At 74.6% G+C, this 16,320-nt stretch carries 15 protein-coding genes and 1 tRNA gene; 10 read left to right on the forward strand and 6 right to left on the reverse strand.

The window, feature by feature from the left end; genetic code table 11:
• Window positions 1–186 precede the first annotated feature (186 nt).
• Together ACZ51I_RS04705 and ACZ51I_RS04710 are read right to left on the reverse strand one after the other, a co-directional pair.
• Window positions 187–1,560 (reverse strand): HAMP domain-containing sensor histidine kinase, encoded by a 1,374-nt coding sequence (locus tag ACZ51I_RS04705; protein WP_468871485.1) that lies wholly within the window; start codon window positions 1,558–1,560, stop codon window positions 187–189.
• The gene (locus ACZ51I_RS04710) at window positions 1,557–2,258 is read right to left on the reverse strand and encodes a response regulator transcription factor (protein ID WP_468871487.1); all 702 of its coding nucleotides are present in this window, start codon (window positions 2,256–2,258) and stop codon (window positions 1,557–1,559) included. Before ACZ51I_RS04710 ends, ACZ51I_RS04705 begins: the two co-directional genes overlap by 4 nt.
• Window positions 2,259–2,345: 87 nt before the next feature.
• Between ACZ51I_RS04710 and ACZ51I_RS04715 the strand changes: the two genes are divergently transcribed.
• Complete coding sequence (locus ACZ51I_RS04715) at window positions 2,346–2,906, forward strand: hypothetical protein (protein WP_468871488.1); 561 nt, start codon at window positions 2,346–2,348, stop codon at window positions 2,904–2,906.
• Window positions 2,907–2,910: 4 nt separating this feature from the next.
• Here the strand turns inward: ACZ51I_RS04715 and ACZ51I_RS04720 are convergent, their stop codons facing one another.
• A complete protein-coding gene (locus ACZ51I_RS04720) occupies window positions 2,911–3,777 on the reverse strand; it encodes a spermidine synthase (RefSeq protein WP_468871490.1) in 867 nt (288 codons plus the stop codon).
• A 34-nt stretch (window positions 3,778–3,811) separates the two neighbouring features.
• Window positions 3,812–4,309, reverse strand: a complete 498-nt coding sequence (locus tag ACZ51I_RS04725; protein ID WP_468871491.1) for a hypothetical protein — start codon at window positions 4,307–4,309, stop codon at window positions 3,812–3,814.
• Between the two features lie 223 nt (window positions 4,310–4,532).
• Between ACZ51I_RS04725 and ACZ51I_RS04730 the strand changes: the two genes are divergently transcribed.
• Window positions 4,533–5,822, forward strand: a complete 1,290-nt coding sequence (locus ACZ51I_RS04730; protein ID WP_468871492.1) for a tetratricopeptide repeat protein — start codon at window positions 4,533–4,535, stop codon at window positions 5,820–5,822.
• Window positions 5,823–5,832: 10 nt separating this feature from the next.
• Here the strand turns inward: ACZ51I_RS04730 and ACZ51I_RS04735 are convergent, their stop codons facing one another.
• Window positions 5,833–6,429 (reverse strand): histidine phosphatase family protein, encoded by a 597-nt coding sequence (locus ACZ51I_RS04735; RefSeq protein WP_468871493.1) that lies wholly within the window; start codon window positions 6,427–6,429, stop codon window positions 5,833–5,835.
• A gap of 142 nt (window positions 6,430–6,571) precedes the next feature.
• On the opposite strand from ACZ51I_RS04735, the gene ACZ51I_RS04740 reads away from it, so the two are divergent.
• The 7 genes from ACZ51I_RS04740 to ACZ51I_RS04770 all read left to right on the forward strand — a co-directional run bounded on the left by ACZ51I_RS04740 (window position 6,572) and on the right by ACZ51I_RS04770 (window position 12,762).
• Window positions 6,572–7,411 carry a phosphatase PAP2 family protein gene (locus tag ACZ51I_RS04740; protein ID WP_468871495.1) on the forward strand — a complete coding sequence of 280 codons (840 nt, stop codon included), beginning with the start codon at window positions 6,572–6,574 and terminating at the stop codon, window positions 7,409–7,411.
• A complete protein-coding gene (locus ACZ51I_RS04745) occupies window positions 7,344–8,468 on the forward strand; it encodes a hypothetical protein (protein WP_468871496.1) in 1,125 nt (374 codons plus the stop codon). Before ACZ51I_RS04740 ends, ACZ51I_RS04745 begins: the two co-directional genes overlap by 68 nt.
• Entirely contained in the window at window positions 8,459–10,048 is a 1,590-nt protein-coding gene (locus tag ACZ51I_RS04750; RefSeq protein WP_468871497.1) for a hypothetical protein, read from the forward strand. Before ACZ51I_RS04745 ends, ACZ51I_RS04750 begins: the two co-directional genes overlap by 10 nt.
• A gap of 34 nt (window positions 10,049–10,082) precedes the next feature.
• Window positions 10,083–11,414, forward strand: coding sequence for an AAA domain-containing protein (locus ACZ51I_RS04755; RefSeq protein WP_468871499.1), 1,332 nt, complete (start codon window positions 10,083–10,085; stop codon window positions 11,412–11,414).
• Window positions 11,415–11,539: 125 nt separating this feature from the next.
• Window positions 11,540–11,896 (forward strand): hypothetical protein, encoded by a 357-nt coding sequence (locus tag ACZ51I_RS04760; RefSeq protein ID WP_468871500.1) that lies wholly within the window; start codon window positions 11,540–11,542, stop codon window positions 11,894–11,896.
• 172 nt (window positions 11,897–12,068) lie between these two features.
• Window positions 12,069–12,698: a hypothetical protein gene (locus tag ACZ51I_RS04765; protein ID WP_468871501.1), complete on the forward strand. Its 630-nt coding sequence runs from the start codon at window positions 12,069–12,071 to the stop codon at window positions 12,696–12,698.
• Window positions 12,689–12,762 (forward strand) — tRNA-Lys (locus ACZ51I_RS04770). The genes ACZ51I_RS04765 and ACZ51I_RS04770 overlap by 10 nt, the downstream gene beginning before the upstream one ends.
• Window positions 12,763–12,812: 50 nt before the next feature.
• On the opposite strand, the gene ACZ51I_RS04775 is transcribed toward ACZ51I_RS04770, so the two are convergent.
• Window positions 12,813–14,093, reverse strand: a complete 1,281-nt coding sequence (locus tag ACZ51I_RS04775; protein WP_468871502.1) for a M6 family metalloprotease domain-containing protein — start codon at window positions 14,091–14,093, stop codon at window positions 12,813–12,815.
• 323 nt (window positions 14,094–14,416) lie between these two features.
• On the opposite strand from ACZ51I_RS04775, the gene ACZ51I_RS04780 reads away from it, so the two are divergent.
• Window positions 14,417–16,291, forward strand: a complete 1,875-nt coding sequence (locus ACZ51I_RS04780; RefSeq protein WP_468871504.1) for a putative bifunctional diguanylate cyclase/phosphodiesterase — start codon at window positions 14,417–14,419, stop codon at window positions 16,289–16,291.
• Window positions 16,292–16,320 lie beyond the last annotated feature (29 nt).

The raw sequence follows: 16,320 nt of genomic DNA on the forward strand, positions 1-16,320 counted from the left end.
TCCTGCGGAGGCGGCCGCGGAGGACGGCTGTCGTCACGCCCTGCGGCGGCGGGCGCGGAGGACGGCTGTCGTCACGCCCTGCGGCGGCGGGCGCGGAGGACGGCTGTCGTCACGCCGTGCGGTGGCGGGTGCAGTGGACGGCTGTCGTCACGCCGTGCGGCGGCAGCCGCGAAGGACCGGCTGGCGTCACGCCCTGCGGCGGCGCCCGCGACGGCCTCCGCCCCCGCCCGTACCGGCTCCGCGTCCGTCGAGGCCGATCCAGATCCGTACCTCCGTACCGCCGAGGACGGAGTGGCCGATGCGGACGTCGCCGCCGGTGGCCTCCGCCATCCGCCGCACGATGTCGAGGCCGAGGCCCGTGGAGCCGTCCCGGCCGCCGCTGTTGCCCCGGGCGAGGGCGGCGGCGGGATCGGCGATGCCGGGACCCGCGTCGGAGACGAGCACGATGACGGCGTCCTCGCCGTTGTGGACGTCGAGGGAGAAGGCGGTGCCCTCGGGGGTGTGGCGGAAGACGTTGCCGAGGAGGGCGTCGAGGGCGGCGACGAGCTCGGGGCGCGCGACGGGGATGCGGACCGGGCGCTCGACGCCCGCGACCCGCACCCGGCGGCCCTCGTCCTCGGCGAGCGCCGACCAGAACTCCATCCGCTCGCGGACCACTTCGGCGGCGTCGCAGCCGGCGCCGGGCCCGGTGGCCTGGGTCTGTGGCTTCGCGTCGCGGGCCGTGCGGATGATGGTGTCGACCTCGCGCTCCAGCTGTTCGACGGCCGCGCGGGTCTGCTCGGCGGCCGGGGAGGAGCCGAGCGAGGCGGCGTTGAGCCGGAGCACGGTGAGCGGGGTGCGGAGCCGGTGGGAGAGGTCGGCGGCGAGCTCGCGTTCGTTGGCGAGGAGCTGGACGACCTGGTCAGCCATCGAGTTGAAGGCGACGGCGGCCGACTTGAGTTCGGGCGGCCCTTCCTCGGGGACGCGCGCGCCGAGCCTGCCCTCGCCGAGGTCGTGGGCGGCGCCCGCGAGGCGCTGGGCGGGCCGGACCATGCGGACGCCGAGGCGGTCGGCGACGGCGACGGAGCCGACGATCAGGGCGATGCCGACGCCGGCGAGGACGAGCCAGGCGGTGGCGACGCCGTTGCTGACCTCGCCCTCGGGGACGAAGAGTTCGACGACGGCGACCTGGCCGCTGGAGAGCGCGGTGGGCTGGAGCAGCGCGAAGCCGCCGGGGACCTCGGCGATGGAGGCGCGGCCGAGGGCGCGGGTGGCGGCGAGCTCCGCCGGGTCGGCCCGCCGGGTGCCGATCTCCAGGGCCGTGCCGCCGGGTTCGGCGGCGGGCACGTGGACGGCGAGCCGGCTGGCGGCCCCGTCCTCGGTGGTGGCGACGGCCTTGTCGAGTTCGTCGCGGTCGGTGGTGATCGCGAGGACGGGGGCGAGGCCGGCGGCCCGCCGTTCGGCGTTGGAGAAGGCCCGGTCGCGGGCCATCTCCTTGACGACGAGGCCGAGGGGGACGGCGAAGGCGACGACGACCATGGCGGTGACGGCCAGGGCCACCTTGACGAGCGCCCATCTCACGGCTGCGGCTCCCGGGGCGGCTCCAGCTTCACGCCCACCCCGCGCAGGGTGTGCAGATAGCGGGGCCGGGCAGCGGTTTCGCCCAGCTTTCGCCGCAGCCATGACAGGTGTACGTCGATGGTCTGGTCGTCCCCGTACGACTGCTGCCAGACCTCGGCGAGCAGCTCCTTGCGCGGGACGACGACGCCGGGCCGGCCGGCGAGGAAGGCGAGCAGGTCGAACTCGCGCCGGGTCAGGTCCAACGGGGTCCCGTCGAGCTCGGCCTGACGGCGCAGCGGGTCGACGGTGAGCCCGCCGACCCGCAGGGCCCGGGAGGGCGGCGGCTCGCCCGCGCCGGCCCGGGAGCGGCGCAGGACGGCGGCCATCCGGGCCGAGAGGTGCTCGACGGAGAAGGGCTTGACGAGGTAGTCGTCGGCCCCGGCGTGGAGGAGCCGTACGATCTCGGCCTCGTCGTCCCGGGCGGTCGCGATGATCACCGGGACGTCGGTGATCCCGCGCAGCATCTTGAGCGCCTCGGACCCGTCGAGATCGGGCAGACCGAGGTCCAGGATCACGACGTCGAAACGGATATGGGCGACCTCGCGCAGCGCCTCCAGAGCCGTGCCGACGCTCCGTACGGTGTGGGAGGCCTCGGTCAGCTGCCGGATGAGGGCGGAGCGCACGAACTGGTCGTCCTCGACCACGAGCACACTTGCCATGGGCGGCACCGTACGCCATTCGGGTGAGGCCGCGAGCAATGTCCACCCTCCGGTACGGACCTTTCGCCGGTGGTGCACTATGTCCCGGTGCGAAGAGGACTCGTTCACGCCCTGGCCTGGTCGCTCGCCACCGGCGCGGCGGTCACGCTGTCCTGGTGGGGGGTGCACACGGTGCTGTCCGGCACGGTGTACGACCCGCCGCGCGCGCTGCCCCTCCCGGCCGGCCCGGCCGGGACGCCGGTCACCGCCGACGGCCCGTCGGCCTCCTCCAACGGGCGGCCCGGGAGCGCCACGCCCTCGACGCCCGCCACCCCGGAGCCCACGCCGAGCGAGGCCCGCACGCCCCCGGCCACCCCGTCCGCGACCCCCTCGCACCGTCCGCGCCCCACGGCGGAGACGCCCCCGCCGTCTGCGTCCGACTCGGACGTGAAGACGTACACGGTGGACGGCGGCCGGGTCACCTTCGACCTCGGGGAGACCTCGGCCGAACTGGTCTCGGCGACGCCCGCGTCGGGCTGGCGGATGCAGGTGTGGAAGCAGCCGACCTGGATCCGGGTCACCTTCACGCGGGACGGCCGCGAGCTGTCGGTCTTCTGCGTCTGGCACGACACCGCGCCGCGCGTGGAGATCGACGACCGCGCCACCTGAGCGGTCAGCGGAAGGCGGACGCCGGCGGTACGGGCGAGGGCTTGGCGCTCGCGTCGGTGACGGGCGCCGCTCCACCGGCGAAGTCGGCGAGGGCCCGGCCGTGCTCCACGCGCCCCGGGTGCGGGTCGGTGGCGACCCGGCGGGTCAGTTCGGCCACCGGGAGCTCACGGTCGGAGGCGAGCAGCACCGCGTTGCCGAAGCGGCGGCCGCGCAGGACCGTCGGGTCGGCGGTGAGCGCCAGTTCGGGGAAGACGGCGGCGGCGGTGGCGATCTGGCCGCGCAGATGGGTCAGGGGCGGGCCGTCGGCGAGGTTCGCCGCGTAGAAGCCGCCGGGCCGCAGCACGCGCCGCACCTCGGTGAGGAACTCGGTGCTGGTCAGGTGGGCGGGGGTGCGGGCCCCGCTGAACACGTCGGCGATGACGAGGTCGGCCCAGCCGTCCTGGACCTTGGCGAGCCCGGCGCGGGCGTCGGTGGAGCGGACGCGGATGCGGGCTCCCGCGTCGAGCGGCAGTTCCCGGCGGACGAGCTGGACCAGGCGTCCGTCGAGTTCCACGATCTGCTGGGTGGAGCGGGGCCGGGTCGCGGCGACGTACCGGGCGAGGGTGAAGGCGCCGCCGCCGAGGTGCACGGCCTGGAGCGGCCGGTTCGGCGGGGCGGCGAGGTCGGCGATGTGGCCGAGGCGCCGCTGGTACTCGAAGGTGAGGCAGGCCGGGTCGTCGAGGTCGACGTGCGACTGCGGGGCGCCGTCGATGAGCAGCGTCCAGCCGCGCGGGCGCTCCCGGTCGGGTATGAGTTCGGCGAGTCCGCCGTCGACGGTCTCGACGACGGAGACGGCAGCCGCCGCCCGGTCCCGCTGTCTGTTCCTGGCCACGGACCCATTATCGGGGCACGCGCGGGGGTGCGGCTCAATGGCAGCCGTCGGCCGCCTCGATGAGCCGGGCCGCCTCGCCGAGCGCCTCGCGCAGGACGGCGGGGTCGGTGACGGGGTCGGTGTCGCCCGGGGGCAGCAGCCAGCCCGCGGGGCGGGGGCCGTCGCCCGCGGGTTCGGGGAGCTCGGGCAGCTCGGGGAGGCGCAGACCGCGCCCGGAGGTCCGCGTACAGGCGCTGCCCGGCAGGTCCCAGGCGGCGGCGGTGCCGGGCGGCACCAGGAAGCCGAGGGTGTCGCAGGTGCCGTCGTGGACGACGGGGCCGACGGCGGGAGCGGCGCCGCGGCGCAGGATGTCCACGGCCTCCAGGCCCTGGCGGACCGGGACGGTCACCAGGTCCCAGGGGCCGGCGGCGGGCCTGGCCCCGTCGGCGTCCGGGGCGGGCGCGTACCGCGTGGTCTCGGGGGCGGGCCCGTACCGCGTGGCGTCCGGGGCGGGTACGTGGCGCGTGGCCGACTGTGAACCGATCTCCGTCATGGGGATCCCTCCTCGCTCCAGAGGAGACACGTTCCGTCTCTCCCTTACGGTTCAACGCCCGTACGCGTCAACGGCTACGGCGGCATGCCGCGCCAAAGGATGGCAGTTCATGGCAGATCGCAGGCGAGATATCCGATTTGTAGCCAAACTCTGCGTACGCAGCCGGTCACAGCGGGTACGTTCTTGCCGCCGGGACACCCGGCAGCACCAGGAGGGCTCGGCCATGGCGACGTCACGGGCAGTTCCCAATCCCGCCTTCCGCCGGCTCCGCGGACAGCAGTCGCCGGCGGAGTTCGCCGCGGCGGTCCGCCGGGCGGCGCGGGAGATCGGCGAACAGGTCGCGTGCGACGCCCGCTACATCGGGCGGGTGGAGGCGGGCGAGATCCGCTGCCCCAACTACGCGTACGAGCGGGTCTTCCTCCACATGTTCCCCGGTCTGGGCCTCTCCGACCTGGGGTTCTCCGCGCGGGAGACGGTGCGCGGCCGGCGGCAGACCGTCCCGGCCGGGGCAGCGCCTCCCGCCGCCATCACCACCCGGAACGATGAGGAGAGCGACGTGCTGCGTCGCGCATTCATGACGAGCGGCTCCGCCACCCTGGCGGCCGCCTCGCTGGGACTCGCCGGCCCCGCCGTCGCGATCCCCTCCCCCCGCGGCACCCACCGGATCGGCGAGGCCGAGGTGCGGGCCGTCGAGGACGCCGTACGGCAGATCCGGCTGCTGGACGACCGGCACGGCGCCGACGGGCTGTACAAGGTGGCCGCCCAGCCGCTCCGTACCGCGTACGCGCTCCTCGACACCGGCACCATGTCCCGCCGCTCCACCGAGGACCGGCTGCACGCGGGCGCGGGCGAGCTCTCCCTCTCCGTCGGCTGGCTCGCCCACGACTCGGGCCGGCACGAGGACGCCCGCTCGCACTACGCCGAGGCCCTCGCCACCGCGCGCGTGGCGGGGAACGCGGCCCTGGAGGCGCACGCCTTCTGCAACACCTCGTTCCTCGCCCGGGACACCGGCCGCTTCCGCGAGGCGGTGCGGGCGGCGCAGGCGGGGCTGCGGGCCGCGCAGCCGCTGGACTCGGCCCGGCTGCTGTCCCTGCTCTCGCTGCGGGAGGCGGGCGCGTGGGCGGGGCTCGGCGACCGTTCCGCCTGCGAGCAGGCCCTGGGCCGCGCGCACGGCTATTTCGAGCGGGGCCCGGCCGAGAACGACCCCGAGTGGATGTCCTTCTTCGGCGAGCCCGAGCGGGAAGACCTGGAGGCCGGGTGCTGGTCGGCCCTCGGCGACTGGGGCCGCGCTGCGCGCCACGCCCACCGGGCGGTGGCCCTGCAGAACCCGCACTTCGCCCGGAACCTCGCGCTCTACCGGGCCCACCTGGCCAAGGACCTGGCGCACGCGGGCCGCCCGGACGAGGCGGCGGCGGAGGCGCGGCGCGTCGTGGACTCCCTCGACGGCATCGCCTCGGCCCGGATCCGCGGTCTGCTCGCGGAGACGCGCCGGGTCCTGGCCGGGGCGCGCTGACGCCGGGGCGCTACCTCTCCAGGTGGCCCGTGTCGTTCCAGCGCTCGATCGCCGGCGCGTCGTACGCCCAGCCGAGGACCGAGAGGCTCGTCGGGTCGAGGCGGATGCGGGCGGCGAAGGAGACGTCCTCGCCGAGCCAGCGCGCGGCGATCGAGCGCAGGATGTGCCCGTGGGCGAAGACGAGGACGTCACGGTCGGCGGACCTGGCCCACTCCACGATCCCGTCGGCGCGGTCCGACAGCTGGGCGAGCGTCTCCCCCTCGGGAACGCCGTCGCGCCAGATGAACCAGTCGGGCTGGATCTTCCGGATCTCGGCCGGGGTGAGCCCCTCGTACGCCCCGTAGTCCCACTCCATCAGCGCGTCCCAGGGCTCGGCCCGGTCGCCGAAGCCGGCGAGCTCGCAGGTCTCGCTCGCCCGGACCAGGGGGCTGGTGCGGACCTCCACGCCGGGCAGCCCCTGCCAGGGGCTCCGGTGGAGGCGCTCGCCGAGCAGCTTCGCGCCGCGCCGCCCCTCGTCGAGCAGGGGTATGTCGGTCCTGCCGGTGTGCCGGCCGAGAAGTGACCACTCGGTCTGGCCGTGCCGGGCGAGCAGGATGCGCGGTGCCATGGGAAGGACGCTCCAGGGGTTCACGGTGCGGACGTGCCTCTCCATCATCGCCGACGTGGATCGGGGATGGCGTCCGGGCAACCCGCGGGGGCCGTCCGGCGTCCCCTCCCCCGGGCCGATCACCGACCGGGGGGACTCGTTCATGCGCAAGCCACGCTGGTGGGCGGAGCTGTCCCTGATCGCCGTCGTGTACGCGGCCTATTCGTGCGGGCGGCTCCTGGTGGAGGGCGACGAGGCCTCGGCCGTACGGCACGGGCTCGCGATCCTGCGTCTCGAGGAGAGTCTCGGGATCGACGCCGAGCACCCGCTGAACCGGCTGTTCACGGGCGTCCCCGCGCTCGGGGTCCCGGCGGACTTCGCGTACGCCTCGCTGCACTATCTGGTGACCCCGGCGGTCCTGGTGTGGCTCTTCCGCCGCCGTCCCGCGCACTACCGGGCCGCCCGGACCTGGCTGACGGCCGCCACCCTGCTCGGACTCGTCGGCTTCACGCTCCTTCCGACCTGCCCGCCCCGGCTCCTGGACGCGGCCCACGGCTTCACGGACACGATGGCGCACTTCAGCGCGTACGGCTGGTGGGGTGGCGAGGCCAGCGCGCCGCGGGGCCTCGGCGGGATGACCAACCAGTACGCGGCGATGCCGAGCCTGCACGTCGGCTGGGCGCTGTGGTGCGGGGTGATGCTGTGGGGGAACGGGCGCACCCCGCTCACGAAGGCCATCGGAGTGGCGTATCCGCTGGTCACGGCGCTTGTCGTGATGGGCACGGCCAACCACTACCTGTTGGACGCGGTGGCCGGGGTGGCGGTGATGGGGCTCGGGCTGCTGCTGACCCCGTACGTGCTGCGGCTCGCCGAACGGATCCCCGGAAGGGCGGAAGCACCCCCGGTTGTCAGTGGCGGATGCGAGACTTCCACGGGTGAGCGCATCCCTGGACAGCGGTCCGTCCCGAGCACCGCAGACGACACGTCGCCGGCTGCTGGCTGAGCTGCGCGGACCGGCCGTCGTGCCGCGTCCGCTGGACGCGCGTGCCCTCGCGGCGCTCGCGGCCAACCCCGGCTGCAAGCGGCGGGCCATCCTCGACGGTGCCGGCGTCGACAAGGCGGCGCTGGCGGCGAAGCTCGGCTCTCCGGCCCCGTTCGGGCAGTCGCAGTTCGCGATCGTGCGGGGCAACTCCTTCGAGGCGAAGGTCAAGGCGGACGGCGGCCGCGAGCTGCTGCGCCTGATCGGCGTCGAGGAGCCGGGCGACGTGTCCGTGCCGGACCTGGCGGCGGCCGGGCCCGACGGACGGGTGGCGCGGACGGCGCTCGCGCTGCGGGAGGCGACCGGCGCCGGGGCGTGGGCGCTGCTCGACCATCCGCTGCTCGCCCTGGAGGTCGCCGGTTCCCCCGTCTACCTGGAGCCGGACGCGGTGGTCGTGCACCCCGACGGCGGGTGGACGGTGGTGGAGATCAAGTCGTTCCCGATGATCGACGGCGCGGCCGACGCGGCGAAGGTGGGCGCGGCGGCCCGCCAGGCCGCGGTGTACGTGCTCGCCCTGGAGCGGGTGGCGGCCCGTACGGAGGGCGCGCGGGTCGCGCAGTCGGTGCTCCTCGTCTGCCCGAAGGACTTCTCGAACGTGCCGGCGGCCTCGGTGGTCGACGTGCGCAAGCAGCGGTCGGTGACCCGGCGGCAGCTGGCCCGGCTGACCCGGATCGACGAGATCGCGCGGGCCCTGCCGGAGGGCGTCAGCTTCGACGTGGTGGAGCGCACGCCGCAGGAGCTGACGGCCGCCGTGGAGTGCGTCCCCCACCAGTACGCGCCGGAGTGCCTGGCCGCCTGCGAGCTGGCCTTCCACTGCCGGTCGCGCTCCCGTGAGGCGGGCGCGGTGGAGACCCTGGGCCGTTCGGTACGGGGTGAGCTGGGCGGCCTGACGACGGTCGCCGCTGTCCTGGCGGCGGCGCGCGGTGAGGAGGGCGACCCGGACGACCCGGCCGTGGCGGCGCTGCGCCGCGCGCGGGCGCTGCGCGACGAGGCCCTGGCGGGGGTGACGGCATGTCGCTGATCTCCACGCTGGCCCGGATGGAGGCCGTCGAGTCGGGCCGGGCGCAGCCGCTCGCCACCGTCCGGCACCGGCGGCTGTCCGCGCGGCCGCTGGTCCTCGTGCCGCTGACGACCGCGGGTGAGGCGGGCGCCCCGCTGGGCGCGCTCGTCGGCACCGGCCCCGAGGAGCCCCGGCTCCTGGTGGTGCCGCAGCCCCGGGACCGTGACCTGCGGTTCGCGTTCCTCGCCGACCTGGCCGAGGAGGTCCTGCCGTACATCGACTCGTACACCGACGTCGTCGAGGCGGCGGAGAAGAACGAGGTGGACCCGGAGACGGGCAAGAAGGTGAAGGTCGAGGTCGAGCTGTGCGCCGACGCGCCGCAGCTGATCGTGCCGAGCCGGGCGGGCATCGAGTACGTGCGGCTGCTGGGGCGGTCCACGCGGTTCCGGCGGACGGTCGAGCAGGACCCGGAGACGCCGTTCCCCGCGCCGCCGCGCGTCCCGCTGCTCGGGCGCTGGCTGACGCACTTCGGCGAGCGTGCCCGGGTCCCCGGCTCCTCGCTGCTCCTCGCGGCGACGGACCTGCTCAACCGGCACTGGGCGACCGGCCAGTCCTCCCTGGAGGACCAGCACCTGGGCGCGCTGCTCGCCTGGATCGACCCGGCCGACGGCGAGCCGGGCCCGGAGGGGGCGCTGCGGGCCGAGGTCGGCCGGGACGCCCAGGGGCAGCTGCTGTGCCCGCCCGCCGGGCCCGCGACGGACCCGGCCTTCGACAACAAGCTCCTGGCACCGGCGATCGAGCGGTACGACAAGGCCCGGCAGGCGCTCGGCGCGGCCGAGGACGGCGAGAGCGCCGACACGGGCCTCGCCGAGCTGCACGCGGCCGAGCGGGAGCTGCGCCGGCTCGTCGGCTCCCAGCTGAAGCCGACCTGGGACGCGGTCTGGCGGGCGATCGGCCTGCTGCGGGAGCTACCGGAGGGCGCCAGGGTCGAGGACCGCTGGACCCGCGACCGCTGGTCCTTCACCGCCCACCGGGACCGGGTCGCGGCCGGTGAGCCGCCCCAGCCGCGCCGGGACGACGCCGTGACGGCGGCCTCGAAACTCGCCGCCCGCGAGCAGGCGCAGGGCCAGCTGGAGGCGCAGGAGGCCCTGGACGACCCGCTGGTCCTGGCGGGGCGGCGGCTGGCGGGCGAGGCGTTCACGGCGGAGGTGGTCGAGGTGACGATGGCCTGGACGGAGTCGAAGCGGCCCGCGCCGCGTCCGCTCGTCACGGTCCGCACGGACGACCGGCCGCACCTGGGCGAGAAGGTGAAGGTGTACCGCTCGCTGGACGGCAAGCCGCAGGCGGCGGAGTTCGTGCGGTACGAGGAGGACGGCTCGCTGCTCCTGCGGATCCTGGACCGGATGGGACGGTCCAAGGAGCCCGCGGAGGGCTCGGTGCCGGAGAAGGGCGAGCGGATCGCCTGGACGCTCTTCGAGCACGACCAGCGGGTCGGGCCGAAGCTGCCCGACCCGGAGGAGACACCCTGGACGCACGGCGGGCCGCCCCGGACGGACGCCGTGGAACTGCCCGACGCCGTGACGCCGGAGGACGTGCTGTGACCGTGTTCGACGCCGTGACCACCGAGGACCTGCTGTGACCGTGTTCGACCCGTCCGCCGAGGCCGCCCGCGCGACGGACGCCATCCTGGCGGACACCCTGCACGGCACCGCCCGGGGCGTCGTCGTGGACTCACCGCCGGGCGCCGGGAAGTCGACGCTCGTGGTGCGGGCCGCCCTCGAACTGGCCGCCGCCGGCCGCCCCCTGATGGTGGTCGCGCAGACGAACGCGCAGGTGGACGACCTGGTGCTGCGGCTCGCCGAGAAGGAGCCGGACCTGGAGATCGGCCGGCTGCACTCGAACGACTCCGACCCGTACGACAAGGTGCTCGACGACCTGGCGAACGTACGGAAGTCGGCGAAGGCCGGTGAGCTGACCGGGCTGCCGGTCGTCCTGTCCACGGCCGCCAAGTGGGGGCACGTGAAGAACGTCGAGCCGTGGGCGCACGCGATCGTCGACGAGGCGTACCAGATGCGCTCGGACGCGCTGCTCGCCGTGGCGGGCCTCTTCGAGCGGGCGCTGTTCGTGGGCGACCCCGGGCAGCTCGACCCGTTCTCGGTGGTGGGCGCGGAGCAGTGGGCGGGGCTCACGTACGACCCCTCGTCGAGCGCCGTCTCCACGCTGCTCGCGCACAACCCGGAGCTGCCGCAGCACCGGCTGCCGGTCTCCTGGCGGCTGCCCGCCTCCGCCGCGCCGCTGGTGTCGGACGCCTTCTACCCGTACACGCCGTTCCGCAGCGGCACCGGCCACGGGGACCGGAGACTGTCCTTCGGGGTGCCGTCGGACGGTTCCGGCCCCGACCGGGTCCTGGACGAGGCGGCCGAGTCCGGCTGGGGCCTGCTCGAACTGCCCGCCCGGCACACCCCCCGCACCGACCCCGAGGCGGTCGGTGCGATCGCCGTGGTCGTCCGCCGGCTCCTGGACCGGGGCGGCGTCACCGTCTCGGAGCGCTCGGAGCACCCGGCTCCGCTCACCCCGGACCGGATCGCCGTCGGCACCGCCCACCGCGACCAGGCGGCGGCGGTACGGGCGGCGCTCGCGGACCTCGGCGTGGCGGGCGTGACGGTGGACACCGCGAACCGGCTCCAGGGCCGCGAGTACGACGTGACGGTCGTCCTCCACCCGCTCTCGGGGCGTCCGGACGCGACCGCCTTCCACCTGGAGACGGGCCGGCTGTGCGTGCTGGCCTCCCGGCACCGGCACGCGTGCGTCGTGGTGTGCCGCGCGGGTGTGGCGGAGCTCCTCGACGAGCATCCGTCGACGGATCCGGTGCGGCTGGGGGTCGCGGTCTCGTTCCCCGACGGCTGGGAGGCGAACCACGCCGTCCTCTCCCACCTGGAGGAACACCGGGTGTCCTGGACACCGTGAGCGCCGTGCGCGCCGTGCCGCGCGCACCAGGGCGTACGGGAGAAGGTTCGCGCTCTTGCGGGGCGCGGGACAATGGAAGACGGCCCGGGTTTCCGGGCCGTGCCTGTGCGAGGAGGAGAAGGACGATGGCGGAACCCGCGGAGCGGAGCGCACAGCGGCGGCTTCGGCCGGCACCGCTGATCTTCGAGCCTGCCGAGGCGACCGCCGATCCGGAGCACTTCTTCGACCTGGAGTCGATAGAAGACCCCCGTGAGCTGCTGTCCCGGGCGACGGAGCTGACGCTCGCGTTCCGGGCGGCGACGGACCGGGCGACCGAGTTCCAGGCGATCGCGGCGGCGCAGCTGGCGGATCCCCGCCGCTTCGACCGGCTGACGGCGGCGGACGTCGCCGAGCGGGCGGAGTGGACCGAGGACTACGCCCGGAAGATGATCGAGTTCGGGCGCGACCTGATCCGGACGAACGGCCGGCCGGCAGAGGACTGAGCCGGGGGCCGGGCGGCTCACCGGCGGAAGGCGTGGCTCAGAGGCGTACGTCTGACCGAAAAAGCACCCCTGGCATATGCCGAGGGGGCACGATACTCCTCGCCCACCCCTCTTGTCCGGGATTCCGGGAACCCTCGGCAATCACGTCGTCACGCGCGGTAGACCTGGATGCATGACGACCTGGCTGCGCGACGAGACTCCGCACGACATCTTCCGGTTCCTCCGGGAAGGCGACGAGGGACGGCATCAGACGGCCCGGGTGACCTCGGACGGGGCCGCCTGGCTCGCCTCGGCCGCCGGGGGCCGCGCGGGCGCCGCGCTCACCCGCTGGGAGTCCCGGCCGGCCTCGCCGGCGGCGCTGCCCTGCGGGACGGTCTTCGACGTCGTCAACGTGGACCCGGTCTTCGGCCGCCGGATGCTGGACCGGCTGTGGGAGGAGGGCCCGGGTTCGGGACCCGTCGCCGTGCACCGGGGCCGGATGATGCTGTTCGCCGCGCCGGGGACGGCCCAGCGGCTGCCGGCGCTGCTCGACTGGGAGGAATGGGGCGAGGCGGTCCCGAGGCCGCTCTGCCACGGCCTCGGGGACGCGGTGACCGTGCCGCCGCTCGCGCCGTCCGGCTCCTCCGGGCCCCGCTGGCTGGTGGCCCCGGACACCCGGCATCCGTGGCTGCCCGGGCCCGAGGTCGTGCTCTGGGCCTGCGTGCGGGCCGTACGGGCGGCCTCCGCCGCCGACGTGCGGGTATCGATTTTTCCTCCCGCCGATCCGGGTGCTAATGTCTACGACGTCAGCAGGCGCCGCTAGCTCAGTTGGTTAGAGCAGCTGACTCTTAATCAGCGGGTCCGGGGTTCGAGTCCCTGGCGGCGCACAGACGGAAGAAGCCCCTCGCGCAAGCGGGGGGCTTCTTCGTGTTCTCCGTCAGGGCATGCCGGGAGGGGTGATCTTCACCGTCCAGACGCCCGCCCCGGAGCGGTCCATGACCTCGACCCGGACGCCGGTCCCGGGCACGGTCAGGGTCTCGCCCTCCTCGACCGGGGCGTCCGCGAGCGGCGGGTAGACGGAGCGTTCCGCGCAGGCCGCGGTGCCCGGGTGCGCGTCCACGACCTGGACGGGGCCCTCGCCGGAGGACGCGCCGCTGCGGACCTGGTAGACGAGGACGCCCTCGGTGCAGGTGTCGGCGTCGTTCCCGGCACTGCTTCGGGCCTCGATCGCGAGGACGCTGTCGGGTCCGGTGCGGACGACGGCGAGCCGGGTGCCCAGGGTGGTGCCGGGCATGGGCGGGGCGTCGGTCGGCTCCAGGCTGACCAGTCGGGAGCCGGTGCCCTGCACGCAGGTCACCTGGGCGCGGGACAGCCAGCCGAGCTTCCACTTGTGCCAGCCGAAGAGGTCCGGGGAGAGCCCGAACTGGCTGCCCATGACGTCCCAGTCCCCCACGTGGGTGTCCCAGTCGCCCTTGCCGTCCACCGGGCGGCGGTAGAGGTCGGGCAGGTCGAAGACGTGGCCGGTCTCGTGGGCGAGGACGTTGCGGTCGGGCGGGTGCCGCTCGAATACGGTGACGACGCGCTTGATCTCGGTGCCGTCGGCCTCCAGCGGGTGGTCGAGGTTGACGACCTTGGTGGCGTCGGAGTCCACGCCGGGCGCGTCCGGGTCGGCGACCAGGTAGACGATGTCGTACCGCGAGAAGTCGACGTCCTCGTCGGCGGCGGCGATCGCGTCGCGCAGGTAGGCGCCGCGTTTCCCGGTGTCCCAGTCGCGCTGTATGCCGTACGCCCCCGACTCGTGCGGCATCGGGGTCCACGCGGGCCTGGGGTGCGGGCGCAGGTGGAAGCGCCCGTAGGAGGCACGCGCGAAGTACTCGCTGGTGGCGGGGAAGTGGTCGGCGGCGAGTTCGGCCGGTCCGGTGAGCGGCGCGGAGTCCGGGAAGGACAGGAAGATCATGACCGCGTCGAGGTCCTGGTTCGGGCGCGTGTAGGCGCTGTTCCAGGTGTCGAGGCCGAGCGAGTGATGGGCGACGGTACGGGGCAGGGCGCAGGGACCCGCCGAGGGCGCGCCGGAGGCGGGGCCCGCGACGAGCCCGGTGGCGGCCAGGGCGGCGAGCGCGGTGAAGGCCGCCGCGCCGGCACGCAGCCGTCGCCGTTCCACTCCCCCGGGTGGCTGCTGAGCCCTCACGTGGACCTCCGGATCGGGAATGCGGGACACGCCACCCACCTTGTGATGGTTTGCGAGGTTTCGCATGTTTCCGCTGCCCCGGTCGGGTGAGTGCGGTCCACGGGGTCGACGCGACACGGGCGCGCTTCAGTTCACGGAAAGTCACATTCGGTCATCCCCCGACGACCCTTGTCAGACCCGCGCAGAAACGATCTGGCGGGTCGGTCCGGTGGGCAGCCTCACAGCCCCTGAGCCCCCTCGGGGACGCCTCGGAGCTGGAACGGTCCCCCGGCTGGCTCTATGATCGGCTCACTCTTCCTTGGCCGACCATCCCGACCACATGTGACCGGCCCGACTGCACACGGGAGCGAGCGGTGAGCGGAACCCCCGAAGGACCGGTGCACCCAGAGCCGCCGGAGACGGACGCGGCCGAGCCCGCGCTCACGGAGCGTCACCGCGCGCGCCGGGCTGCCGAACTCCGCGACTACCGCGCCGCCTTCCGGGTCGCCCAGCTCGCCATGGCCGTCGTCGACGAGCACGGCGTCGTCGTCCACGCCAACGACTCCTTCGGCACCCTCCTCGGCGCCGAGCCCGCGGCGCTCCGGGAGCAGGCCGCGGCCGACCTCGTCGACCTCGCCTCCGACGGGCGCACCTGGCACGCCTACCGCGAGGTGCTCGGCGGCCGCCGCTCCCGCTTCCGCTGCACCCGCCGCCTCAAACACACCGACGGGCGCTCGCTGTGGGCCGAGGTCACCGTCGCCCCCGTGCCCGACAGCCGGTGCGTCCTGCTGTCGATCGCGGACATCAGCGACCGGCGCGAGCTCCACGCGCGGCTGCGCCACCTCCAGATGCACGACCCGGTGACCCGGCTGCCCAACCGGGCGCTGTTCTTCGAGCGCCTCTCGGCGGCCCTGGAGGCGGCGGCCCAGGACGCCGACGACGGGGACGCCGGAGACCCGTCACAGGGTTCGCACGAGTCGTACGAGTCGTACGGCTATGGCAGAACAGGGCGGATCGGTCTCTGCTACCTGGACCTCGACGGCTTCAAGGCGGTCAACGACACCCTCGGGCACCGGGTCGGCGACCGGCTCCTGGCCGCGGTGGCCACCCGGCTGACGGAGTGCGCGGACAGCGACGGCTACACCCGCAACGGCGGCCACCTCGTGGCGCGGCTCGGCGGCGACGAGTTCGCCGTCCTGGTCGAGGACTCCACCGGCACGGAGCAACTGGCGGACCTGGCACGGTCGCTGCTCGACGCGCTCCAGCAGCCCTTCGACCTGGGCGGCCAGCGGCTCTCGGTCTCCGCCTCGATCGGCGTGGTCGAGCGCGCCGGGCACGGGACGACGGCGACCGCCCTGATGCAGGCCGCGGACACCACGCTGTACTGGGCGAAGGCGGACGGCAAGGCCCGCTGGACGCTGTTCGACCCGGAGCGCAACGCCCACCGGATGACCCGGCAGTCGCTCTCCTCCACCCTGCGGCCGGCCGTGGAGCGCGGGGAGTTCGCCCTGGAGTACCAGCCGCTCGTGGACCTCGTCGACGGGGCGGTGCGCGGGGTGGAGGCCCTGGTGCGCTGGAACCATCCGCAGTTCGGCATGCTCGCGCCGAATCGGTTCATCGGGATCGCCGAGGAGGACGGCTCCATCGTGGAGCTGGGGCGGTGGGTGCTCCACACCGCCTGCCGCCAGGCCCGGCAGTGGCAGAAGGACCATCCGCGCGAGCGCCCGATCTTCGTCAGCGTCAACGTGGCGGTGCGTCAGGTCTGGGACTCCGACCTGGTCGCGGACGTGGCCGGCATCCTCGCGGAGACCGGGCTCGCGCCGCACCTGCTCCAGCTGGAACTGACCGAGTCCGCCGTGATGGGCTCGAACGGCCGGCCGCTCCAGGCGCTCCAGGCGCTGAGCGACATGGGGGTGCGGATCGCGATCGACGACTTCGGCACCGGCTATTCGAACCTCGCCTATCTGAGCCGGCTGCCGGTCTCGGTGCTCAAGCTGGACGGCTCCTTCGTCCGCGGCTTCCAGGACGAGGAGCACGCCAACCCGGCGGACGAGCTGATCGTCGAGGCGCTCGTGCACCTCGCGCACCGGCTCGGGCTGACCGTGACCGCCGAGTGCGTCGAGACGGCCGGCCAGGCCAGCCGGCTGCGCCGGATCGGCTGCGACACCGGGCAGGGCTGGCTGTACTCGCGGGCGGTGACCCCGGACCGTATCGCCGAACTGATCGGCACGGAGCCGCTGCCGGTCTGACCAGGGAGTCCGGGCATGGAACCGCCCCC

Source organism: Streptomyces sp. NPDC034084, assembly GCF_055575535.1.